The organism is Staphylococcus sp. AC872, assembly GCF_979255425.1.
Map to the genome: position 1 here is coordinate 144581 of NZ_CEEDKW010000004.1, position 23815 is coordinate 168395.

General features: G+C 31.3%; 22 protein-coding genes and 1 pseudogene. 12 read left to right on the plus strand and 11 right to left on the minus strand.

The features are described from left to right. Window positions 1–52: 52 nt before the first annotated feature. Both hisC and ACZ267_RS07925 read left to right on the plus strand, forming a co-directional pair. Window positions 53–1108 (plus strand): histidinol-phosphate transaminase, encoded by a 1056-nt coding sequence (hisC, locus tag ACZ267_RS07920; protein ID WP_002465527.1) that lies wholly within the window; start codon window positions 53–55, stop codon window positions 1106–1108. Between the two features lie 87 nt (window positions 1109–1195). Next, window positions 1196–1732, plus strand: a complete 537-nt coding sequence (locus ACZ267_RS07925) for a 5' nucleotidase, NT5C type (RefSeq protein WP_015365285.1) — start codon at window positions 1196–1198, stop codon at window positions 1730–1732. Between the two features lie 81 nt (window positions 1733–1813). On the opposite strand, the gene ACZ267_RS07930 is transcribed toward ACZ267_RS07925, so the two are convergent. The 4 genes from ACZ267_RS07930 to ACZ267_RS07945 form a co-directional block, all read right to left on the minus strand. Then, window positions 1814–2743 carry a diacylglycerol/lipid kinase family protein gene (locus ACZ267_RS07930; RefSeq protein WP_002465526.1) on the minus strand — a complete coding sequence of 310 codons (930 nt, stop codon included), beginning with the start codon at window positions 2741–2743 and terminating at the stop codon, window positions 1814–1816. Window positions 2744–2892: 149 nt separating this feature from the next. Next, window positions 2893–4398, minus strand: coding sequence for a peptide MFS transporter (locus tag ACZ267_RS07935; RefSeq protein WP_019235815.1), 1506 nt, complete (start codon window positions 4396–4398; stop codon window positions 2893–2895). 334 nt (window positions 4399–4732) lie between these two features. Further along, the gene (gene queF, locus ACZ267_RS07940; protein WP_015365282.1) at window positions 4733–5233 is read right to left on the minus strand and encodes a preQ(1) synthase; all 501 of its coding nucleotides are present in this window, start codon (window positions 5231–5233) and stop codon (window positions 4733–4735) included. A gap of 23 nt (window positions 5234–5256) precedes the next feature. Continuing rightward, window positions 5257–6123: a DMT family transporter gene (locus ACZ267_RS07945; RefSeq protein WP_026088895.1), complete on the minus strand. Its 867-nt coding sequence runs from the start codon at window positions 6121–6123 to the stop codon at window positions 5257–5259. Between the two features lie 797 nt (window positions 6124–6920). Here ACZ267_RS07945 and nrdI point away from each other — a divergent pair. The 7 genes and pseudogenes from nrdI to ACZ267_RS07980 all read left to right on the plus strand — a co-directional run bounded on the left by nrdI (window position 6921) and on the right by ACZ267_RS07980 (window position 14670). Next, on the plus strand, window positions 6921–7319 hold the full coding sequence (gene nrdI, locus ACZ267_RS07950; RefSeq protein WP_002467572.1) for a class Ib ribonucleoside-diphosphate reductase assembly flavoprotein NrdI: 399 nt from the start codon (window positions 6921–6923) through the stop codon (window positions 7317–7319). Then, on the plus strand, window positions 7282–9387 hold the full coding sequence (gene nrdE, locus ACZ267_RS07955; RefSeq protein WP_002467571.1) for a class 1b ribonucleoside-diphosphate reductase subunit alpha: 2106 nt from the start codon (window positions 7282–7284) through the stop codon (window positions 9385–9387). Before nrdI ends, nrdE begins: the two co-directional genes overlap by 38 nt. 244 nt (window positions 9388–9631) lie before the next feature. Beyond that, complete coding sequence (gene nrdF / locus ACZ267_RS07960; RefSeq protein WP_002450939.1) at window positions 9632–10606, plus strand: class 1b ribonucleoside-diphosphate reductase subunit beta; 975 nt, start codon at window positions 9632–9634, stop codon at window positions 10604–10606. A 226-nt stretch (window positions 10607–10832) separates the two neighbouring features. Further along, complete coding sequence (locus ACZ267_RS07965) at window positions 10833–11801, plus strand: ABC transporter permease (RefSeq protein WP_002467010.1); 969 nt, start codon at window positions 10833–10835, stop codon at window positions 11799–11801. Further along, window positions 11791–12754 (plus strand): annotated as a pseudogene (locus ACZ267_RS07970) (iron chelate uptake ABC transporter family permease subunit). The gene ACZ267_RS07965 and the pseudogene ACZ267_RS07970 overlap by 11 nt, the downstream one beginning before the upstream one ends. Next, the gene (locus ACZ267_RS07975; protein ID WP_002467009.1) at window positions 12751–13524 is read left to right on the plus strand and encodes an iron ABC transporter ATP-binding protein; all 774 of its coding nucleotides are present in this window, start codon (window positions 12751–12753) and stop codon (window positions 13522–13524) included. Before ACZ267_RS07970 ends, ACZ267_RS07975 begins: the two are co-directional and overlap by 4 nt. 111 nt (window positions 13525–13635) lie before the next feature. Beyond that, window positions 13636–14670 carry a ferrated catecholamine ABC transporter substrate-binding lipoprotein SstD gene (locus ACZ267_RS07980; protein ID WP_002467006.1) on the plus strand — a complete coding sequence of 345 codons (1035 nt, stop codon included), beginning with the start codon at window positions 13636–13638 and terminating at the stop codon, window positions 14668–14670. Between the two features lie 57 nt (window positions 14671–14727). On the opposite strand, the gene ACZ267_RS07985 is transcribed toward ACZ267_RS07980, so the two are convergent. From ACZ267_RS07985 to ACZ267_RS07995, 3 genes are all read right to left on the minus strand, one after another. Next, on the minus strand, window positions 14728–15042 hold the full coding sequence (locus ACZ267_RS07985) for a CHY zinc finger protein (protein ID WP_015365279.1): 315 nt from the start codon (window positions 15040–15042) through the stop codon (window positions 14728–14730). Window positions 15043–15067: 25 nt separating this feature from the next. Then, complete coding sequence (gene murB / locus ACZ267_RS07990; protein WP_026088896.1) at window positions 15068–15994, minus strand: UDP-N-acetylmuramate dehydrogenase; 927 nt, start codon at window positions 15992–15994, stop codon at window positions 15068–15070. A 233-nt stretch (window positions 15995–16227) separates the two neighbouring features. Then, window positions 16228–16755, minus strand: coding sequence for a GrpB family protein (locus ACZ267_RS07995; protein WP_002467004.1), 528 nt, complete (start codon window positions 16753–16755; stop codon window positions 16228–16230). A 114-nt stretch (window positions 16756–16869) separates the two neighbouring features. Between ACZ267_RS07995 and ACZ267_RS08000 the strand changes: the two genes are divergently transcribed. The 3 genes from ACZ267_RS08000 to ACZ267_RS08010 all read left to right on the plus strand — a co-directional run bounded on the left by ACZ267_RS08000 (window position 16870) and on the right by ACZ267_RS08010 (window position 19720). After that, window positions 16870–17760: an EMYY motif lipoprotein gene (locus tag ACZ267_RS08000; protein WP_015365277.1), complete on the plus strand. Its 891-nt coding sequence runs from the start codon at window positions 16870–16872 to the stop codon at window positions 17758–17760. Between the two features lie 147 nt (window positions 17761–17907). Further along, entirely contained in the window at window positions 17908–18228 is a 321-nt protein-coding gene (gene ytxJ / locus ACZ267_RS08005; RefSeq protein ID WP_002450931.1) for a bacillithiol system redox-active protein YtxJ, read from the plus strand. A gap of 367 nt (window positions 18229–18595) precedes the next feature. Beyond that, window positions 18596–19720 (plus strand): glycerate kinase, encoded by a 1125-nt coding sequence (locus ACZ267_RS08010; RefSeq protein WP_463680306.1) that lies wholly within the window; start codon window positions 18596–18598, stop codon window positions 19718–19720. A 64-nt stretch (window positions 19721–19784) separates the two neighbouring features. On the opposite strand, the gene pepT is transcribed toward ACZ267_RS08010, so the two are convergent. The 4 genes from pepT to gdpS form a co-directional block, all read right to left on the minus strand. Next, complete coding sequence (gene pepT, locus ACZ267_RS08015; protein ID WP_015365275.1) at window positions 19785–21014, minus strand: peptidase T; 1230 nt, start codon at window positions 21012–21014, stop codon at window positions 19785–19787. A gap of 13 nt (window positions 21015–21027) precedes the next feature. Next, complete coding sequence (locus tag ACZ267_RS08020) at window positions 21028–21522, minus strand: threonine/serine exporter family protein (protein ID WP_002450928.1); 495 nt, start codon at window positions 21520–21522, stop codon at window positions 21028–21030. 15 nt (window positions 21523–21537) lie between these two features. After that, window positions 21538–22299 (minus strand): threonine/serine exporter family protein, encoded by a 762-nt coding sequence (locus ACZ267_RS08025; protein ID WP_079449039.1) that lies wholly within the window; start codon window positions 22297–22299, stop codon window positions 21538–21540. A 290-nt stretch (window positions 22300–22589) separates the two neighbouring features. Further along, complete coding sequence (gene gdpS, locus ACZ267_RS08030) at window positions 22590–23660, minus strand: GGDEF domain-containing protein GdpS (RefSeq protein ID WP_002467014.1); 1071 nt, start codon at window positions 23658–23660, stop codon at window positions 22590–22592. Window positions 23661–23815: the final 155 nt, after the last annotated feature.

The window sequence follows — 23815 nt, forward strand, 5'->3', positions numbered from 1 at the left end:
ATTAATATTAAGTTTTTGAAATTTCTGTCAATTTGAGGGGGCAACGATTATTATGAAAAAACAACTCGAACAATTATCTGCATATCAACCAGGACTATCACCTAGAGCACTCAAAGAAGCATATGGAATTGAAGAAGAGTTATATAAATTAGCATCGAATGAAAACTTATATGGTCCTTCTCCTAAAGCTAAAGAAGCAATAACGAATCATTTAGATGAATTATATTATTATCCTGAAACAGGGTCGCCATTACTTAGAGAGGCGATTAGTCAACATTTAGGTGTGGACGCATCTCGAATTTTATTTGGTGCAGGCTTGGATGAAGTTATCTTAATGATTTCAAGAGCAGTATTAACACCAGGAGATAAAATCGTAACGAGTGAAGCAACGTTTGGACAGTATTATCATAATGCTATTGTAGAGTCTGCTCATGTTGTTCAAGTACCATTAAAGAATGGTGGATTTGATTTAGAAGGTATTTTAAATGAAGTTGATGACGATACTTCACTAGTGTGGTTATGTAATCCTAATAATCCTACTGGTACCTATTTTAATCATGATGAACTTAAAGGATTTTTAGAACGTGTACCAAGTCACGTACCAGTACTCATTGATGAAGCGTACTTTGAATTTGTTACTGCAGACGATTACCCTGATACGTTAAAGTTACAAGAAACATTTGACAATGCATTTTTACTAAGAACTTTTTCAAAAGCTTATGGATTAGCAGGATTACGCGTAGGTTATGTGGTTGCCACTAATGAAGCTATTGAAAAATGGAATATTATTAGACCACCATTCAATGTTACACGTTTATCTGAATATGCTGCAGTAGCTGCATTGGAAGATCAAGACTACTTAAAAGAGATTACTGCAAAAAATGCTAAAGAACGTGCAAAGTTTTATCAAATACCTCAAAGTAAACATTTCTTACCTAGCCAAACTAACTTTGTATTTGTACAAACAAATAAAAGTAAAGAACTGTATGAGGCACTCTTGAAAGTAGGTTGTATTACACGACCATTTCCTACAGGTGTTAGGATTACGGTGGGCTTTCCAGAACAAAATAATAAGATGATTGACGTATTACAACATTTTGAATTTTAAAGTGATATATTAGGTAAGTTAAATCTTTTGTCTGAATCGTCCTTTTGCTATACTTTAGAAATACATTACATTTGAGGAGTAGATTTAATGTCTCGTAAGAAAATTGCTATAGATATGGATGAAGTACTCGCTGATACACTAGGCGCAATAATTGATGGTGTAAATGAAAGAGCTAATTTAGGAATCACAGTAGAATCGCTAAATGGACAAAAATTAAAGCATGTTATTCCAGAACATGACGGATTAGTCACTGAAATACTTAGAGAGCCTGGGTTCTTTAGACATTTAAAGGTTATGCCAAATGCACAAGAAGTTGTAGAGAAGTTAAATGAACATTATGATGTTTATATAGCAACAGCTGCAATGGATGTACCAACATCATTCCATGATAAGTATGAATGGTTGTTAGAACATTTTCCATTTTTAGATCCACAACATTTTGTTTTTTGTGGTCGCAAAAATATTATTAATGCGGACTATTTAATTGATGACAATCCACGTCAACTTGCTATTTTCGAAGGTGAATCTATTATGTATACTGCTGTTCATAATATGAATCATCATGAGTATAAACGTGTAAATGGTTGGAAAGATGTAGAAGCATTATTCCTAAATGATAAATAAAAACAGGAGCTAGCCCTTATCCTAAAATTGTCGTATGGATGAGTGGTTGAGCTCCTGTTTTTACGAGTTCGCTTATTGTTATTATTGGTTATTATTTTGATCAGGGAATGTGAGTAATTTGATGGCATTTGGTAATACTTCAACATTTATAGGTGTCTCTAAAGCAATTTCACCATCAATATCAATTTTCATGTTAGGTTCAGTAGTGAGCCTAATTTGTTTACCAGAGATGTGATCAATGCCTTGTGTAATTTCATTCCAATTCATACTGTCACGCTTTTTAAAGATATCATTTAGGATACTGAAACTTTGATCATCAAAGATAAAAGTATTTAATTGACCATCTTGTGGAGATAAATCAGTTAAAGGAATTCTACTGCCACCAATATTAGGACCATTTGCGATAAGTATCATAGATGTATTACCGGATTTTTCTTCGCCATCAATTGATAGTGTGAAATCAAACTTGCTAGGGTCCATTAATGTTTTAACAGTGGAACCAATATAGCTCAGTTTACCAAAGATGTCTTTAGAACCGTCTTGTACATTTTCAGCATTTTGTACTATTAGGCCTAATCCCACGAAATTAAGTGCATACATATCATTAATTTTCATTACATCATATGTTTGTATATGTGAAGATAATAATTGCTGACTAGCTAATGTATGATTTGGATTGAGGTTTAATGTTTTAGTAAAGTCATTGAATGTGCCACCTGGAATAATGCCAATAGGTAAATCTAAGTCATTCTCCATTACGCCATTGATCAATTCATTAACGGTACCATCGCCACCTAATATGAATAACACGTCTATATCGTCTCCGTATTGTCCATTTTTAATAGATTGGCAATAGCCTTTGATATCCCCTTCATTTTCACTTAATTGAATGGAAAAGTGTTTACACATAGAACTTAGAGACTTTGTCACTTCACCTAGCCCTTGGTAGATATCTTTTAAGCCACTGTGTTCATGATAGAATAACACACCATGATTATATTTTTTTGTCATCGTCTATACCTACTTTCCTTAAGTTCTTGTTTAATATATTTCAATACCCACTTTTATAGGTAATCAATGAAATTTTAGAGTGATTTTTATTATAAACTAAAAAAGCAGTAAGCCGAATTATTTCGACTTACCGCTTACATTGTCATCTATTATCTTATACCTCTCATTGCTTTCACAATTTTTGGTGAGAAGGCTAAAATGACTAATGTAATGACAATTACTGTAGTACCTAAGAATATAAAGTAATTCGTTTGACCTAATGGATCGATTAATTTAACTAATGTACCGTTAAATGCTTGAGCTGATGCATTAGTTAATAACCATAAACTCATCATTTGAGCGTTAAAAGCTTTTGGTGCTAACTTAACTGCAGCACTATTACCAGTAGGTGATAAACATAACTCACCAACAACACAAATGATGTATGAAAGAATAACCCAGTTTACTGAGAAATGAGCACTTCCATAAATGTTACCGATTAATCCCATTAAGATATAAGAGATACCAGCCAAACCGGCACCAATGACGAATTTAATAGGTAAACTTGGTTGACGTTTGCCTAATTTTTGCCAAATTAATGAAACAACAGGTGCAAATAATAGGATGAAAAGTGGGTTGATAGATTGGAAAATTGTTTCACCGAAATTCGTTTTCCATCCTAATAGATTTAATTTCATATCTGAATGTTCAATACCATAAATGTTAAGTACATTTGAACCTTGTTCTTGAATAGCCCAGAACACCATACCTAAAATAAATAATGGAATAAAGGCTTTAACTCTTGAACGTTCTACATCCGTAACATCTTTACTTCTAATCATAATTGTAAAGTATGAAACTGGTAATACGATACCAAGTACTAAAACAGTATTACTTACTAAGTTAAATGATAATGTATTCGTTAAGTATGTAACGATAAGTACAACGATAATAATGGCTACAATACCACTAACAATTGCAGTGTATTTTTTCTTTTCATCGGGTGATAGTGGGTTTGTTGGTGTCATACCAACACGACCTAAATTTTTACGGTTAAATAATACGTACCAAACTAAACCTAATGCCATACCAATAGCTGCAATTAAGAATCCGCCATGGAAGTTTTTGACATTTAAAAATTGTTGCAGAATGATAGGTGAAATTAATGCACCAAAGTTTACTGACATATAGAAAATAACGAAACCTGCATCCATACGTGTATCATCTTTAGTATATAATCTACCAACAATATTAGAAATGTTTGGTTTCATCATCCCAGAGCCAATAATAATAAAGAACATTGATGCGAACAATCCAACCATTGCGAACGGCAAACTTAGACAAATATGTCCAATAATGATGAGCACTGCACCAATTAAAGTGGCGCCTCTTGTACCTGTAATTCTGTCAGCAATCCAACCACCTGGAATACATGACATATAGATTAATGCTCCATATACTGACATGATTGACATTGCCGTTGTTCTATCAATACCTAATCCATGATTTGCAATGGAATAGTACATATAGAATAACAACATTGCACGCATGCCATAATAACTGAACCTCTCCCAAAATTCTACGAAGAATAAAACACCTAAACCTCTAGGATGTCCAAAAAATCCTGTTTGTGGAATTTCTTGAACTGCCTGTTCATGGGAATTATTTGCTTTCATATAATCATCCCAACTTTTCTGTTCCCTTAACACTAACGTTATATTGTTTTTTAAAAATTGTACTATTGAAATTAAAAAGTTGCAATAATATTCTAAAAATTATAAATAAGAAAATTCTGTCAATTCCTTCGAATTAATTATATGAAATATTCATATAAAATTGAGACTCATTAATTTAATGAACTATAGTACTAATACATATAAAAATACGCTTTAACTTAATAAAGTGCAAGAGTTTTTTGAAAATTAAATAAAAAACTTTAGCACAATTTGAAATTATCTTTGTAAGATGTTTTCAATGTACTAAAGTTTATAATTGATAATCACTGTAAAATTAGCGATTGTCTATATTTTCAGGATACATATCATGATTCATCATTCTATGCTCCGCCATTTTTTCATATTTTGAATTTGGGCGGCCATAATTTGTATAAGGATCAATGGAGATACCGCCACGTGGTGTGAATTTACCCCATACTTCAATGTAATGAGGATCCATTAAGTCAATTAAATCATTCATAATGATATTCATACAATCCTCATGAAAGTCACCATGGTTTCTAAAGCTAAATAAATATAATTTTAATGATTTAGATTCAACCATTTTAATGTTAGGGATGTATGAAATATAAATTGTTGCGAAATCCGGTTGTCCTGTAATAGGGCATAGTGATGTGAACTCTGGACAATTAAACTTCACAAAGTAATCTCTACCTTGATGTTTATTATCAAATGTTTCTAAAACATCTGGTCTGTAATCGAAGTTATAAGTATTATTTTGGTTACCTAGTAATGTTATATCTTGTAATTCATCATTTTGACGTCCTTGTGCCAAATGAATCACTCCTTATCATATGATTAATTTTGTTGAGTATTAGACTCGCGTCGTGCTTTTTCAAACATATAGTAACTTGCACTAATAATGACAACATATCCGATTGTTGATAATAAATCTGGTGTTTCGCCAAATAATATGAAGCCGAATATTGCTGTAAATATAATAGAAGCATAAGTAAAGATAGAAATATCTTTTGCTGCTGCGAAACTATAGGCTAGTGTAATTCCAATTTGACCCACTGCCGCTGATAAACCTGCGCCAAATAAATATAAAACTTGTAATTTGCTCATAGGTTCAAAAGTAACGATTGAAAATGGTATAAGTACAATTACTGAGAATAATGAAAAATAAAATACGATGGTATAAGGTGCTTCTCTAGTACTTAAAGCACGGACACATGTATATGCTGATGCAGCAAATATACCTGAAAGTAGCCCAATTAATGCTGGTATAAACGAAGAAGAAAATTCTGGTTTTACAATAAGTAACATACCTAGTATCGCAACGATCATTGCTGAAATTTGATATTTCCGTACTTTTTCATGTAAAAAGATAAAACATAATAATATGGTCCAGAAGGGGTTTAACTTCATTAATGTATCAGCATCACTCAATACCATATGATCAAGTGCATATATATTGAGTAATACACCTATTAACCCGAGTGTAGACCTTGAGATAAGTAATGGTTGGCTACTTAATTTACCAAACATAGGTTGCTTATATTTAAATATGAAGAATAACGGTATGAACATTGCAACTAAATTTCTTGCTAGAGACTTTTGAAATACAGGTAAATCGCCTGATAATCTGAAGAAGACAGACATAAAGCTAAAGCCTATCGCAGATATTAATATTGCAATTATACCTTTGATTTTAGGATTCAATACTATCGCCTCATTCATAAAAGTTTAACGTTATTATAGTAGCATAAATGATGTTGATATGCATAAATGACTTGAAAAAACGTAGGGGGAAATATATAATAAAAATACGAACACATGTTCTATTCGGCGAGGTTATTCTCTAGTTCCAAATCATTTGTGAGATTTAAAATAATTGTATATAACTGAAAACGATTGCAGTTTAATTTTGATTTTCTATTGATTGTATCCTTTATTTTGACGGGGTTGAGCTAGAATCACGAGCTTACGCTTAATGTATATTTTTTTATAAAAAGCAAGTAATTTTAACTGAAAAATTTTTTTATTTTTATTGATGTAAGACTAAAGGTGTAGTGGTGCATGTTTAGAAGAAAAGACGAACATTTGACATAAAACTTTAACTTTAAATAAGTTTAGGTATTATGTATAATGAAACACAGAATATAGTATCGGTATTGATAAACAGACACAATATATTGTGTCTGCAGCAGATACTAATAAAAGGAATAATCTTAATTTAAATGCAAAATGACACTAGTAATAATAGAATAATCTCTCGTTTACGGTGTTTCCGCACAAAATGTTTACTTATACTATATAGATCTACATTTCAAATCAACCACAATATCTTGTGGTTCAAAATAAAATCTAATATCAAGATAAGGTCATATAGTTTTTATAAACTTTTCTTTTAGTGACTCATTTCATTCTACAACACTATATTTTGTAGGAAGCTTTCCTGTTATGATGGGAGAACTTCTTTTTTAATTGTTTAAAGATTGGTGAAAGAAGGCGATCCAATGAAAGTAGTATATTTCTCATTTTCAGGTAATGTACGCAGATTTATTAAACGTGCTGAAATCGAAAATGTAATGGAAATTACATCAGATAATTGTACGGATCCTATTAATGAACCATATATTTTAGTTACTGGAACAATAGGTTTTGGTGAAGTACCACAACAAGTACAATCATTTCTAGATGTAAATCATTCATATCTTAGAGCGGTAGCTGCCAGTGGTAATAGAAACTGGGGTCAAAATTTTGCTAAAGCAGGGCGCTCTATTTCTGAAGACTATAATGTACCGTTGTTAATGAAGTTTGAAGTGCAAGGCACTAATAAAGACGTTATCGAATTTAAAAACAAGGTGGGTAATTTTAATGAAAACTATGGACGAGAAGAAGTACAATCACATTGAATTAAATAATGAAGTTACAAAACGAAAAGATAATGGTTTTTTCAATTTAGAAAAAGACCAAGAAGCGCTCAAAGTATATTTGGAAGAAATCCACGACAAAACGATTTATTTCGATAGCGAAATTGAACGTTTACACTATCTTGTAGACAATAACTTCTACTTCAATGTATTTGCAAAATATAGTGATTCAGACTTAGTAGAAATCACAGAATATGCCAAGTCAATAAACTTCCAATTTGCTAGTTATATGTCTGCAAGTAAATTTTATAAAGACTATGCACTTAAAACGAATGATAAACAACAATATTTAGAAGATTATAATCAACACGTTGCCATCGTTTCAATGTACTTAGCTAATGGCGACAAAGATCAAGCGAAACAATTTATTTCAGCCATGGTAGAACAACGTTACCAACCTGCAACACCGACATTTTTAAATGCCGGAAGAGCAAGACGTGGTGAACTAGTTTCATGCTTCTTATTAGAAGTAGATGATAGTTTAAATTCTATCAACTTTATTGATTCAACCGCGAAACAATTAAGTAAAATTGGTGGCGGCGTAGCAATTAATTTATCTAAATTACGTGCACGTGGTGAAGCAATTAAAGGTATTAAAGGTGTAGCTAAAGGTGTACTACCTGTTGCTAAATCACTCGAAGGTGGATTTAGTTATGCAGATCAATTAGGCCAAAGACCTGGTGCAGGTGCTGTATATTTAAATATTTTCCACTATGATGTTGAAGAGTTTTTAGATACTAAAAAAGTAAATGCAGATGAAGATTTACGTTTATCAACTATTTCAACTGGATTAATCGTGCCTTCTAAATTCTTTGACCTAGCAAAAGAAGGTAAAGACTTCTACATGTTTGCACCACACACAGTAAAACAAGAGTACGGTGTGACTTTAGATGATATTGATTTAGAAAAATATTATGATGACATGGTTGCAAACCCTAATGTAGAGAAAAAGAAAAAAGATGCACGTGAAATGTTAAATACCATTGCTCAAACACAATTACAATCTGGTTATCCATATTTAATGTTCAAAGATAATGCGAATAAAGTTCATGCTAATTCAGATATTGGTCAAATTAAAATGAGTAATTTATGTACTGAAATTTTCCAATTACAAGAAACATCTATTATAAATGACTATGGTACAGAAGATGAAATTAAACGAGATATTTCATGTAACTTGGGATCATTGAATATTGTGAATGTCATGGAATCTCAAAAATTTAGAGATTCAGTTCATACAGGTATGGATGCATTAACCGTTGTTAGTGATGAAGCGAATATTCAAAACGCACCTGGTGTAAAAAAAGCTAATAGTGAGTTACATTCTGTAGGACTTGGTGTAATGAATTTACATGGTTATTTAGCCAAAAATAAAATTGGTTATGAGTCAGAAGAAGCTAAAGATTTCGCTAATATTTTCTTTATGATGATGAACTATTATTCAATTGAACGTTCAATGCAAATTGCTAAAGAACGTGGAGAAAAATACCTTGATTTTGATAAATCAGATTATGCAAATGGAAAATATTTCGAATTCTATACTTCACAAGAATTTGAACCACAATTTGAAAAAGTACGCGAATTATTCAAAGGTTTTGAAATTCCAACAGCAGAAGATTGGAAAGCATTACAAAAAGATGTAGAGCAATATGGACTATACCATGCATATCGTTTAGCAATTGCACCAACACAAAGTATTTCTTATGTGCAAAATGCAACAAGCTCAGTAATGCCTATCGTTGATCAAATTGAGCGCCGTACTTATGGTAATGCTGAAACATTTTATCCAATGCCATTTTTATCACCTGAAACAATGTGGTATTATAAATCAGCATTTAATACAGACCAAATGAAATTAATTGATTTAGTTTCAACAATTCAAACGCATGTTGACCAAGGTATTTCAACAATTTTATATGTCAATTCAGAAATTTCTACACGTGAACTTTCTCGATTATATGTATATGCACATCATAAAGGTTTAAAATCTTTATATTACACACGTAATAAATTATTAAGTGTAGAAGAATGTACAAGTTGTGCAATTTAAAACGATAAATAAACATGATACATTAGATATTAAGTATTATTTTTGAAGTGGATTATAGAATATTAATATATAGAAAAGGTTGGGACACTACGTTGACTAGAGTGAGGATAATTAGTTTTCATCAAAGTATTCAACGTAGATGTTCTAACCTTGAAATACATAACCTTAATAAGGATTTTGGTAGTTTAATTAATTATCTATGGCTATCTATCATCTTAATTAAAGGATAGGAGGATTATTATTCATGAAGGCCGTCAATTGGAATACCCAAGAAGATATGACAAATATGTTTTGGCGTCAAAATATCTCTCAAATGTGGGTAGAAACAGAATTTAAAGTATCAAAAGATATAGCAAGTTGGAAAACTTTATCTGAAGCCGAAAAAAATACATTTAAAAAGGCATTAGCTGGTTTAACAGGTTTAGATACGCATCAAGCAGATGATGGTATGCCATTAATCATGCTTCACACAACTGATTTAAGAAAAAAAGCCGTTTATTCGTTTATGGCAATGATGGAACAAATTCATGCTAAAAGTTATTCTCATATTTTTACTACATTATTACCATCTAGTGAAACGAACTATTTATTAGATACATGGGTAATTGAAGAGCCTCATTTAAAATACAAATCAGACAAAATTATCGAAAACTACCATAAATTATGGGGTAAAGAAGCCTCAATTTTTGACCAGTATATTGCTAGAGTATCAAGTGTTTTCTTAGAAACATTCTTATTCTATTCTGGATTCTATTATCCTCTTTATTTAGCTGGTCAAGGCAAGATGACGACATCTGGCGAAATTATTCGTAAAATATTATTAGATGAATCAATACATGGTGTGTTTACAGGTCTAGATGCACAAAGTTTAAGAAATGAACTTTCGGAAAGTGAAAAACAACGTGCGGATCAAGAAATGTATAAATTGTTAAAAGAACTTTATGATAACGAAGTTTCATATACACATCTTTTATACGATGATATTGGTTTAGCTGAAGATGTGCTTAATTATGTTAAATACAATGGCAATAAAGCATTATCAAATCTTGGCTTTGAGCCATATTTTGAAGAACGTGAATTCAATCCAATTATTGAAAATGCTTTAGATACAACAACTAAAAACCATGATTTCTTCTCTGTAAAAGGTGATGGTTATACATTAGCTTTAAATGTTGAAGCATTACGAGATGAAGATTTCATATTTGATGATGAAAAATAATATAGATTTAGCCCTAATTTTACTTTATTTGTGTAGACACAATTAAAGCGAAATTAGGGTTTTTTTTATGTCAGATGAATTTAAAACATAAAAATAATCTTATTTATAACAATATTTATAGATAACCTATTGAAAATGACAAGGAAATTCTGTAACATTTTAATTGATAACGATTATCATTATCGTAAAATCGTTACCAAGGATAACTATTCAAGGAGAAAGTGTTATGAAGTTTTTATTAAAGGGATATGTTTTACTCATCTTTCTCGTTGTGTTTACGATTCTCTCTCTATTTGTCGGTGTTAGCCAAATATCTATTTCCGATATTTTCCATCTTACCGATGATCAATTAAATATCATTTTATCGAGTCGTATTCCTCGAACAGTTAGTATTCTCATATCAGGTAGTACGCTGGCAATAGCCGGTTTAATCATGCAACAAATGATGCAAAATAAATTTGTGAGTCCAACAACAGCTGGCACAATGGAATGGGCTAAGTTGGGGATTCTTTTATCACTCATATTATTCCCCAAAGGCCACATACTTATTAAATTAATATTTGCTGTTATTTGTAGCATTGGAGGTACATATTTCTTCGTGAAATTAGTACAACTAATTAAAGTGAAAGATGTCATTTTCATACCGTTATTAGGTATTATGCTTGGAGGTATTGTTTCAAGTTTTACAACATTTATCGCATTGAGAACTAATGCAGTACAAAGTATTGGAAATTGGCTAAATGGAAATTTTGCTATTATTACAAGTGGTCGTTATGAAGTTCTATATTTAAGCATACCGTTTTTATTAATTATATATATATTTGCTAATCATTTTACGATTGCTGGAATGGGCAAAGATTTTAGCCATAACTTAGGTGTGAATTATGAAAAAATTATTAATATCGCATTGTTTATAACTGCAACTATCACTGCACTTGTGGTCGTTACTGTTGGGACTTTACCATTCCTAGGACTCATTGTTCCTAATATCATCTCAATATACCGTGGAGACCATTTAAAACATGCCTTGCCGCATACGATGATGTTAGGCGCTATATTTGTGCTTATTTCAGATATTGTAGGACGTTTAATTGTTTATCCATATGAAATTAACATAGGTCTAACTATAGGTGTGTTTGGAACAATTATATTCCTTATCTTATTGATGAAAGGTAGGGAGAATTATGCTAACTAATCTTAATAAAAAACTCTTTTTACTAGGGTTAATTACATTAATGATAGCGATTTTGTACTTAATTTTAGGCATTGATTTTGAAATATTTGATTATCAAATTCAAAGTCGTTTAAGAAAATTTATCTTAATTATTTTAGTGGGTGGTGCAATCGGTACGTCGGTTGTTATTTTTCAATCGATTACAACTAATCGCTTATTAACGCCTTCCATTATCGGTTTAGATTCAGTCTATTTATTTGTAAAAATATTACCAGTTTTTTTATTAGGTACACAATCTACAATCGTTAATAACGTGTACATTAATTTTATGATTACGTTAATCACGATGGTGTTATTTGCTTTAATTCTATTTCAAGTTTTATTTAAAATGGGTCATTTTTCAGTCTATTTCATCTTATTGGTTGGTGTAATACTTGGTACATTTTTTAGAAGTATTACGGGTTTTATCCAATTAGTGATGGATCCAGAGTCATTTTTAGCTGTTCAAAATACCATGTTCGCTAATTTTGATGCTTCTAATTCTAAACTTGTTGGATTTTCATCTATTTTATTAACCATTTTAATAGTCATAACTTTTGCACTATTACCGTATTTGGATGTGTTATTGCTAGGAAGAGCACAAGCCATCAATTTAGGTGTGAATTATGAAAAAATAACGAGATTAATGCTTATTCTTGTCGCTATTTTAGTGTCTATTTCGACAGCATTAGTTGGTCCAATTACATTTTTAGGATTACTTACTGTCAATTTAGCTCATGAATTCATGAAAACGTATGAACATAAATATATTTTACCTGCCACAATATGTTTTAGCTGGATATGTTTATTTATTTATTGCTCAATGGTTGGTTGAACATCTTTTTGAAGCGACTACAGAAGTAAGTATTATCATTGATCTCATAGGTGGTAGTTACTTTATTTACTTATTAGTTAAAGGGAGAAATGTAAATTGATCCAAATACAAAATTTAAATAAATCAATTCAAAAGAAGTCAATATTAAAAGATATTAATGTCAACATTGAAAAAGGGAAAATAACCTCTTTGATAGGGCCTAATGGTGCAGGAAAAAGTACTTTGCTATCTGCAATTACAAAATTAATGAGTATTGATAGTGGTACAGTCAAAATTGAAGATAAAGACATGTTGCTTTATAAGACGGATGAACTTGCTCAAAAGATTTCAATATTAAAACAAACTAATCATACTGATATGAATATTACAGTAGAGCAATTAGTGAATTTTGGACGATTTCCATATTGTAAAGGCCATCTTAAAAAAGAAGATAAAGCGCAAGTTAGATATGCTTTAGATTTATTACAGTTAAATGAAATTAAAGATAGGAATATTAAAACATTGTCCGGTGGTCAACGTCAGAGAGCATATATCGCTATGACAATTGCACAAAATACAGAATACATTTTGTTAGATGAGCCATTAAATAATTTAGACATGAAGCATTCAGTTCAAATCATGCAGACATTACGTTCATTAGCTCAGAAATTAAATAAAACAATCGTTATTGTATTACACGATATTAATTTTGCGTCATGTTATTCAGATTACATTATTGCATTAAAACATGGCGAACTAGTACGTGCAGGAAAAAATGTGGACGTATTACAAACTGAGGTATTAAGAGAATTATATGAAATGGATGTCAAAGTAGAATCGGTTAATGGACAACGTATATGTTTATATTACGATGAACAAATACTTTCATAAAGTGAACGTTACAACCATTAAGGGAGTGATGCTTATCGTGAATGAATAATTGAGAAATAAGTACCCGTTACTCAGTCAATCGTGAAAATTTACAAAAGGAGTTACTACATAATGAAAAAATCAATTTTAGTCTTAATATTATCTATAGTTTTTATATTAGCAGCATGTGGTAATCAATCTAATAATAGTCAATCAGATTCCAAATCAGAGAAAAATGAATCAAAAGATACTGTTAAAATAGAAAATAACTATGAAGCACAGGGTAAAGAAAAAGATGGCAGTGATGCTAAAAAGGTTAAAGAAACGGTCGAAGTTCCTAAAAACCCTAAAAATGCTGTCGTTTTAGATTATGGTGTATTAAATGATATGAAAGAAATGGGTCTTTCAAGTAAAGTTAAAGCATTACCAAAAGGCGAAGGTGGAAAATCCCTACCGGATTTCTTAGAAGATTTTAAATCAGATAAATATATAAACACTGGTAATTTAAAACAAGTTAATTTTGATAAAGTGGCTAAAGCAAAACCAGAAGTGATTTTCATTTCAGGTAGAACAGCTAATCAGAAAAATTTAGATGAATTTAAAAAAGCTGCACCAAAAGCAAAAATCGTATATATGGGTGCGGATAATAAAAATGTTATCAATTCTATGAAAGACAATACTGAAAAATTAGGTAAAATCTACGACAAGGAAGACAAAGCTAAAGATTTAACTAAAAAATTAGATAACAAAGTAGAAGCAATGAAAGATAAAACTTCTAAATTTGATCAGAAAGCCATGTATCTATTAGTCAATGAAGGTGAATTATCTACATTTGGTCCAGGTTCAAGATTTGGTGGATTAGTATTTGATACATTAGGATTTAAACCGGTTGATAAAGATGTAAGTAAAGGGCCACATGGTCAGAATGTTAATAATGAATATATTAACAAGAATAACCCTGATGTGATTTTAGCTATGGATAGAGGACAAATTGTGGCAAATAATGCAACAGCTAAGAAGACATTAAACAATAAAGTATTGAAAAATGTTAAAGCTGTAAAAGACCATAAAATTTATGAACTTGATCCAAAACTTTGGTATTTCTCATCTGGTTCAACAACTACAACAATGAAACAAATTGATGAATTAGAAAAAGTAGTAAAATAAATAAAGAAAGCGCTAAAGGCATTAAATCATATGCTTTTAGCGCTTTTACTTTATATATTAAATTTCAAAATATAGATGGTAATGAAATTTGCATCTATGATTGAAGTGTGATTGACATCTTGGACAAGATTCTACCATCATGTATTCATTGATTGACATCTGATGTTTACAAACACCGCACATAACGACTCGTTGGTCGAATTCATCTACACTCCAACGTTGAATAGGGTGTGCTTCATGTTCATTATGACACTGATAACAAGGATAATATTTATCACAACATTTAAATTTAATAGCGATAATATCTAAAAAGGAGTGATAATGTATGCACCTTGTTTCATTATCAATCATTGAACCATAGACCTTAGTCATTGAAACAAACCTCCGATATTAATCATTAATCAGCGTCTGGATGTTCGCCAATGATACGTACTTCAGTGTTTAACTCTACATCAAATTTATCTTTAACTGTTTGTTGTACAAAATGGATTAAGTCTTCATAGTCTGTCGCAGTACCATTATCCACGTTGACCATAAATCCAGCATGTTTAGTAGAAACTTCTACACCACCAATACGATGGCCTTGTAGATCAGAATCTTGAATCAATTTACCCGCGAAGTGACCTGGTGGTCTTTGGAAAACACTACCGCATGAAGGATACTCAAGAGGTTGCTTAGATTCACGACGTTCAGTTAAGTCATCCATTTTCGCTTGAATCTCTTTTAAATTGCCTGGTTCTAGTGTGAAGGCTGCTTCTAAAACGACCAGATGTTTTTTCTGTACAATACTATTTCTATAATCTAGTTCTAATTCTTGCGTAGTTAATTTGATTAAATCTCCATTTTCATTAACGCATAACGCATAATCAATACAATCCTTAACTTCACCACCATAAGCACCGGCGTTCATGAATACGGCACCACCGATAGATCCAGGAATACCACATGCAAATTCTAATCCTGTGAGTGCATAATCTCTTGCAACACGTGAGACATCAATAATAGCTGCACCACTGCCAGCAATAATGGCATCATCTGACACTTCGATATGTTTAAGTGATAACAAGCTTAATACGATACCTCTAATACCGCCTTCCCGGATAATAATATTCGAACCATTTCCTAGATATGTGACAGGAATATTATGTTGGTTTGCATATTTTACAATGGCTTGTACTTCTTCATTTTTAGTAGGTGATAGGTAAAAATCTGCTTTACCACCAGTTTCAGTATAAGTATATTTTTTTAGGGGTTCATCTACTTCGATAATGTCGTTTGGAATAATTTCTTGCAAACCTTTTAAAATGTCGTTTTTATTCACTATCCGTACGTCCTTTCTATAATCAATGCTAACAATTTTATTATATCAATTTTAGTTGTTATTTGCGAAATATGAAGATATTTAACACTAAGATAATTGATTCCTGATGTATATAATGCATTGTTCTTTTAATTCTAAATATATGTTATATAATTAGAATGCATAATTCATTTAATTTCGATTTACAACGTAGAGATTGATACTAGAACTAACTTTATTAATGTCTTTATACATATTTATCCTTGGTGACTATATTGTTTATAAATTTTTTCGAAAATAGATTGTTTTTGATTTTCGTATTGTCTTATTGAATCAATATGCTGCAATAGTTGTCCTTTTTTAGTGGCAAATTGATTAGCGATATCCTGATGATGACTTAATATGTCATCGACTTTTTGATATTGTTCAAATAAAGGTGTATCTAACTGAATGATATGTAAGCGTACTTCTTGCTTTAAGTCTTTAAGATTATTAAACTTAGCCATCATGACTTTCTTTTTATAAGAATGATGTAGACGATAAAATCCAGCATAATTTAATCGTTTTTCGTCTAGAGCCGTAATATCATGTAAATTATCTACGCCTATAAGTATGTCAAGAATAGGTTCTGTATCATAATTGAAATGTCGAGTACCACCAATATGTTGCGTATATTTAACCGGTGAATCTAGTAAGTTGAATAATAATGTACGCGTTTCTTGATACAGCGTGTCGAAATAGTCATTATTTTGATATTTAATAAGGGGTTGAACATGACCGTACATAGTTTTTCTCCTTTATGTTGAATTAATAAGGTATAAAGTCTGAGATACTATAACATAATTCATTTTCTTAATAAATACGTTTTTATATAATGTTCTATGGTAAGGGGTGCAAATATGAAAAAAATAGTAATTATCCCAATGATATTTTTACTTATTGTTGCTTTAACAGCATGTAGTAATAAAACAGATTCTGATTTAAGCCATTTCGAAAGTAAATTAGATGAAGTTAATAATAAACAAGATAAGCTTGAAAAAGTGATGGATGAGATCAATCTAAAAGAATTGGATCATTTAAGTAAGACAGATACAACTGATAAAAATAGAAAGGAATTTATTCAACTTCAAGATGATATAAATAAACAATTGATCCCTGCATTTAAAGAATATGAAAAATCAGCGAAGCAATTACCTGCTGAAACACATGATGTAAAAGTGTTAAAAGCAAAATACCTTAAAACAGTAAAAACAAAGAAAAAGTCGATATATGATGTGAAAAAATTTGTGGATTTATGTAACGATTCAATCAAAGATAATGAAGATATTTTAGATTACACAAAGTTATTTGAAAAAAATCGTTCACAAGTTGAAAAGAAAATCAAAAATGCATCGAACCAAGAAGATGCTAATCAGTTAACTTCAAAATTGGAAAGTAATAATAAAGATTTAAAAGAGACAGCTCAAAAGCATCTAGATACATCATCAAGTAATGCGAAATCAGCGAAGAAAGCAATCAAAAATTATATTTCTCCATTAATTGAAAAACAAATTAAAGATATCAATCAAACGAATATATCAGATAAAAATGTTAATGATGCACGTAAAAATGCGATTGAGATGTACTATAGTTTGCAAAATTACTATGACACTCGTATCGATACAATAGAAGTTGGCGAAAAAATTTCTAAAATTAATGTCGATAAGTTACCAAAAGAGGGTAAAGATATAGATAGGAAAGATAAGGCGTTTAATTCGGAATTAAAAAAGGTTAAACAAAAAAACGATTAATTTTGATTAGAATTAAATAAATTAAAAAACCATGGTTAACATTGCTAAGTAAAATGTGTATAATTGTACCCACTGATATAATTTTCGGGATATGAATATCACGCATATGCTCAGAAAATGTGATAAATACTTTTAGAGGTGAATAGAATGGCTATAAAGCTGAGTTCGATTGACCAGTTTGAACAAGTGTTAGAAGAAAATAAATATGTTTTTGTTTTAAAACATAGCGAAACTTGTCCAATTTCTGCAAATGCGTATGATCAGTTTAATAAATTTTTATATGAACGCGATATGGACGGTTACTATTTAATAGTACAACAGGAGCGCAAATTATCGGACTACATTGCTGAAAAGACAAATGTCAAACATGAATCACCACAAGCATTTTACTTTATAGATGGTGAAATGAAATGGAATGCGTCACACAGTGACATCAATGTTTCGTCATTAGCGCAAGCAGAAGAATAATGAATAACTAACAAATGAATAAAGAACATAAATGTTATATCACTTATTTTATGTTCAATTAAATGAGGAAAGTCATTTTATTACGCTATTCGTAATAAAATGGCTTTTTTAATAGTGATTGTAAAAAGGAGAAGTTAATCGTTTATGCTTTAATTGAGAATAGTATATAATAGACCAATATTCATATTACTCATAGTTTAATAAAGATTATGATAGTGTTTATCATGAAATCATGCACATTCACATGTATAATATGTTAGTGTACAACACAAATAGATTATTGAATATGTAAAAAATGTAAGATTAATAATAAAAGTTAAATTGTATTGAAAGCACAATATTATATAAAAACAAGGTGGTTAAGACAATGAAAGTTTTAGTAGCCATGGACGAATTTAATGGCATTATTTCAAGCTATCAAGCAAATAGATATGTCGAAGAAGCGGTTGCTAGTCAAATTGAAAAGGCCGATATTGTTCAAGTTCCATTATTTAATGGACGACATGAATTAATGGATTCAGTCTTTTTATGGCAGTCGGGAAGTAAGTATCGAGTTGCTGCCCATGATGCAGACATGAATGAAGTAGAAGCAATTTATGGTCAAACAGATAGTGGTATGACCATTATTGAAGGTAATTTATTCTTAAATGGACAAAAACCTATCCAAGAAAGAACGAGTTATGGTTTAGGCGAAATACTACATGCTGCGTTAGATAATGATGCTAAACATATTATCATCTCCCTTGGTGGTATCGGAAGTTTCGATGGCGGTGCAGGAATGCTTCAAGCCTTAGGTGCAAAGTTCTATGATGATGAGGCAAATCTTGTTGATGTGACTAAGGGTGCGCATGTTATTAAATATATTCGACGTTTAGATTTTTCTGGTATCCATCCGAAGTTAGCTGAAGCAAATATTCAAGTAATGTCAGATTTTTCAAGTCGTTTATATGGTAAACAAAGTGAAATCATGCAAATGTATCCAATGTTAGGTATGACACAAAATGAAGCGGCAGAAATTGACAATTTAGTTTGGTACTTTAGTGAATTATTCAAGAGTGAATTACGAGTAACGATTGGTCCTATCGAGCGTGGTGGTGCTGGTGGCGGAATAGCTGCAGTTTTAAAAGGTTTATATCAAGCGGAAATCTTAACAAGTCATGAACTTGTGGATCAAATTACACACCTGGAAGATTTAGTTCAACAAGCAGATTTAATTATATTTGGTGAAGGTTTAAATGAACGTGATCAATTATTAGAAACGACGACATTGCGTATTGCAGATTTAACAGAAAAACACTATAAGACATCTATAGCGATTTGTGCTACAGATGATAAATTCGATTTGTTTGAAGGTAAGGGCGTAACGGCTATGTTCAATACATTCATAGATATGCCTGAATCATATACAGACTTTAAAATGGGTCTACAAATCAGACATTATACAGTTCAAGCATTAAAATTATTGAAAACACAATTCGATGTGAATAAATAATGATAGAATAATAAAAATAACACCCCTAAGTGTCTTATATTAGACACTTAGGGGTGTTGATATATTATTGATTTGATTTTGCAACTTCTTCAGTGATACCCACCATAACTTGTACGGCTTTTTCCATAACATCGATTGAGGCATACTCAAAAGGACCATGGAAATTGCCACAACCAGTAAAGATATTAGGTGTAGGTAATCCCATAAATGATAGTTGTGATCCATCAGTTCCACCACGAATAGGTTCCGTATTAGGCTCGATACCTAAACGATTAAATACTTTTGTAGGGATATCTATAATATGCTGATGAGGTTTGATTTTTTCAGCCATATTATAATATTGGTCTTCAACGTCGACTTTGACTGGATAATCTTCAAAATGTGAATTGATATCATCACGTATTTCCATAAAACGTTTTTTACGTAAATCAAATTGCTTTTTATCATGGTCTCTAATGATATATTGTAATGTAGCTTTTTCAACATTACCTTCAAAATTCATTAAATGATAAAAACCTTCATAACCTTCTGTACGTTCAGGAACTTCACTAGGAGGTAATAAACTATTAAATTGTTGTCCAAGTGAAATGGCATTAATCATCGCATTTTTAGCTGATCCAGGATGTACATTAACACCATGACATGTTACTTTTGCTGCAGCAGCATTAAAGCTTTCAAATTGTAATTCGCCTAATTGGCTACCATCCATAGTATAAGCGAAATCAGCATTGAAACGTTTAACATCAAATTTGTGAGGTCCTCTTCCTATTTCTTCGTCTGGCGTAAAGCCTACACGAATTTTACCATGTTTAATTTCAGGATGTTCAAGTAAGTAGTTAAGCCCTTCCATAATTTCTACTACACCTGCTTTGTCATCAGCGCCTAGTAATGAAGTACCATCAGTAATCATCAATGTATCGCCAATGACTTGTTTAAGCTCAGGAAAGACTTTAGGATCTAGAATTCTATCTGTTTTACCTAACTTAAGTGGATTACCGTCATATTTTTCAATGATTTGTGGGTTAACATTAGTAGCATTAAAATCAGGTGATGTATCAACATGAGCTAAGAAACCAACCGTTGGCACGTCATATTCCACATTACTGTCTAATGTAGCAAAAAGGTAACCATTGCTATCCATATCTGTTTCGAGTCCTAATGCTTTAAGCTCACTTTCTAATAGGTTTAATAAATCCCATTGTTTTGTCGTAGATGGTGTCGTATTTGAATTTGGATCTGATTGTGTATCTATTTTGACGTATCTCGTTAATCTATCGATAATTTGTTCTTTCATGTTAGACATCCCCTTAAACTCGATTATTCATATTATAAGATTTTCTATATGATTTACCTTTAATTTTACCATAATACTGCTTGATACGTGTGTAGAGATAATAGATGATTTCTGCTACAAGAATACCAAAAGATATCGCGCCAGATATTAAGGTAACCTCTAAAAAAGTATTTACAGCACTAGTATAGTTATTTGATACTAAAAAGCGTGTTGCTTCATACGCAGCACCACCTGGTACAAGTGGAATGATTCCAGGTACGATAAATATAATAACAGGTCTTTTATAGCGTCTACTCATCGTATGACTGAGTAAGCCTAAAATTAAACTTCCCAAAAATGTAGCGCCAACTTTTCCAAATTGCATATCAACGGTAAATTGATAAATTGTCCACGCAACTGCACCGACAAAACCACACGCTAATAATAATCGACGGGGTGCGTTAAATATGATGGAGAAAAGGACTGTGGAAATGAAACTTATTGTGAAGTGAAATAAATAAAATAACAATATGAACAGCCTCTCTTAAAAAATTAGTAATACTATAGCAACGCCAGCGCCAATAGCAAATGCAGTTAGCGCCGCTTCTACACCTCTAGACATACCTGCTAATAACTCTCCAGCTAGTAAATCACGAATCGCATTGGTAATTAAAATACCAGGTACAAGAGGCATTACGCTCGCAATGGTAATAATGTTCTGATTTGTTGCCAATCCAAGTTTCGAACAGGCAGAAGCTATTGTGATTACGACTGCAGCAGCAACAAATTCTGAGAAAAATTTAATTTGAATATATCGTTGAACAAGGCTAAACGTTAAAAACGCTGATCCTCCAGCTAGTATGGCAATCCAACAATCTGATGCTACGCCACCAAACATAAATAGGAAAAAACCACATGCAATCGCTGCTGCAAATAAATTAATTAAAAATGAATATTGCAACGATGCACTTCTAAGGTGGATTAATTCAGATTTTGCTTCATCAATAGTAAGTTGATTGCTAGAAATTTTACGAGACAAACTGTTGGTTAAAGCTATTTTTTCTAAATCTGTCGTACGTTCTCTAATACGAATTAATCGAGTACTAGTACGATCATTAAGAGAGAAGATAATAGCGGTTGAAGTTACAAAACTATATGTATCATGTAAGCCATAGCTATGTGCAATTCTATTCATGGTATCTTCAACACGATATGTTTCAGCACCAGCTTCTAGTAAAATCCTACCAGCAATCAACACGACATCAATCACTTTATTCTCATCAATGATAGTGATTGAATCTGACATGAATAACCACCTCCTAATTAATTTAATGATATGAATAATTGAAGTTTACAACTTGAGCTAACAACTTTCAATAGAGTAAGTCATATTGAAAAGATTATGTAATGAAGGAGATAGGTGAAAACGGTGGTAAACATTTATTTTAAATCTAAAATAAATAAGGCTATGGTGGATAAGAAATGCGTTTATAAAATAAAAAAGGAAGAGACGTGAAAGATTCAAACGTCGATAAATAAATTAACGAAATTACAAATCCTTTTGTCTCTACCTCTGATAGTGTATTCAATATTTGATTATAGTTTAATAATAGGATTAAACATGACTTTATTTCTACCTTCGCTTTTAGCCACATGTACCATATCATCTGCATCTTTAAAGACGCGTCTTTGTGATTTGCGATCATCTTGTGTTAAATAACCGACACCTATAGACACTGAAAGTTTTATGACTTCCTTATTAGGTAGATGGAATGATGACTTCTCTACACCTTGACGAATATTTTCGGCAAGTTTGACACTTTGATCCAATGTATAGTCATTAATTACAACAGAGAACTCTTCGCCACCATTTCTAAAAATAAGAAATTGTTTAGGGACATAATTTTTAAGTAATTGAGACATTTGTTTTAATACAGCATCTCCTGCTTGGTGCGTATATGTATCATTTACATCTTTAAAGCCATCAATGTCAATAAGTAACAAGCCTAAGCTTTCATTATGTGTCTCAGTATATTTAGATAACTGATTCAAATGTCTATCGAATTCTTTAACATTCCCAAGACCAGTTAAATAATCATATTTATCTTCATTTTCATAGCGATTAACGAGTGAGAAGAAATGCCAAATATCTACAAATGTAATTGCAGAGGCAATTGTGATAATGAATGACACAGGAATTAAAATTGCAATTTCAATTAAATCATAGATTGGGCTCACTAATGCAAGTATAAATAAAATGATAATACTGATTGTATTTAATATAAGTAACGATATAATATCGTTTTGTTTTAAAAACGGACCTACTGCACTGACCACACCCGCTATAACGACTAAAGTGATACCGTATATAATAGAGTTGTTAAAAATAAGTATGTCAACTAATGATACGACGACAGCTGAAGCTAATGTGTAAACCATGTTGGTGTAACGTCCTAAGAATAATAAAGGTACAAACGTTAAATGAACTAAGTATTCTAAACGGAAGGGAATGGGATATGCTGCTAATAAAAGTGCAACAAGCGTCATTAAAACAGTGACGTATCCTTTAGAAAAGACCATTCTTTTATTTTCAGAGTATTGCAGTCTATGAAACAAATATATGCCTGCAACCATGACTGAAATATTATATATAATTGCTTCAAACATAGTTTTACCGACTCCTTTATTGACCATTAGCTATTGTAAGTGAAAACTTACAATTTGTCATTAGTTAGACTAAAAAATTTATCACATAAAATAGTGATTAATGTTAAAATGTTAACTTAAGTGATATGATGAAAAAAAGTTTCGTCATGTGAGAG

What these genes read in the sequence shown, in the direction of transcription:
- ACZ267_RS07930 (WP_002465526.1), bottom strand. Translation starts at nt 2,743, where the DNA reads ATGACAAAAAAATATAATCATGGTGTGTTATTCTATCATGAACACAGT.
- hisC (WP_002465527.1), top strand. Translation starts at nt 53, where the DNA reads ATGAAAAAACAACTCGAACAATTATCTGCATATCAACCAGGACTATCA.
- pepT (WP_015365275.1), bottom strand. Translation starts at nt 21,014, where the DNA reads ATGAAAGAACAAATTATCGATAGATTAACGAGATACGTCAAAATAGAT.
- gdpS (WP_002467014.1), bottom strand. Translation starts at nt 23,660, where the DNA reads ATGTTTGAAGCAATTATATATAATATTTCAGTCATGGTTGCAGGCATA.
- nrdF (WP_002450939.1), top strand. Translation starts at nt 9,632, where the DNA reads ATGAAGGCCGTCAATTGGAATACCCAAGAAGATATGACAAATATGTTT.
- nrdE (WP_002467571.1), top strand. Translation starts at nt 7,282, where the DNA reads ATGAAAACTATGGACGAGAAGAAGTACAATCACATTGAATTAAATAAT.
- ACZ267_RS08000 (WP_015365277.1), top strand. Translation starts at nt 16,870, where the DNA reads ATGAAAAAAATAGTAATTATCCCAATGATATTTTTACTTATTGTTGCT.
- ACZ267_RS07980 (WP_002467006.1), top strand. Translation starts at nt 13,636, where the DNA reads ATGAAAAAATCAATTTTAGTCTTAATATTATCTATAGTTTTTATATTA.
- ACZ267_RS08025 (WP_079449039.1), bottom strand. Translation starts at nt 22,299, where the DNA reads ATGTCAGATTCAATCACTATCATTGATGAGAATAAAGTGATTGATGTC.
- ACZ267_RS07965 (WP_002467010.1), top strand. Translation starts at nt 10,833, where the DNA reads ATGAAGTTTTTATTAAAGGGATATGTTTTACTCATCTTTCTCGTTGTG.
- ACZ267_RS07935 (WP_019235815.1), bottom strand. Translation starts at nt 4,398, where the DNA reads ATGAAAGCAAATAATTCCCATGAACAGGCAGTTCAAGAAATTCCACAA.
- ACZ267_RS08010 (WP_463680306.1), top strand. Translation starts at nt 18,596, where the DNA reads ATGAAAGTTTTAGTAGCCATGGACGAATTTAATGGCATTATTTCAAGC.
- nrdI (WP_002467572.1), top strand. Translation starts at nt 6,921, where the DNA reads ATGAAAGTAGTATATTTCTCATTTTCAGGTAATGTACGCAGATTTATT.
- ACZ267_RS07925 (WP_015365285.1), top strand. Translation starts at nt 1,196, where the DNA reads ATGTCTCGTAAGAAAATTGCTATAGATATGGATGAAGTACTCGCTGAT.
- ACZ267_RS07985 (WP_015365279.1), bottom strand. Translation starts at nt 15,042, where the DNA reads ATGACTAAGGTCTATGGTTCAATGATTGATAATGAAACAAGGTGCATA.
- ytxJ (WP_002450931.1), top strand. Translation starts at nt 17,908, where the DNA reads ATGGCTATAAAGCTGAGTTCGATTGACCAGTTTGAACAAGTGTTAGAA.
- ACZ267_RS07995 (WP_002467004.1), bottom strand. Translation starts at nt 16,755, where the DNA reads ATGTACGGTCATGTTCAACCCCTTATTAAATATCAAAATAATGACTAT.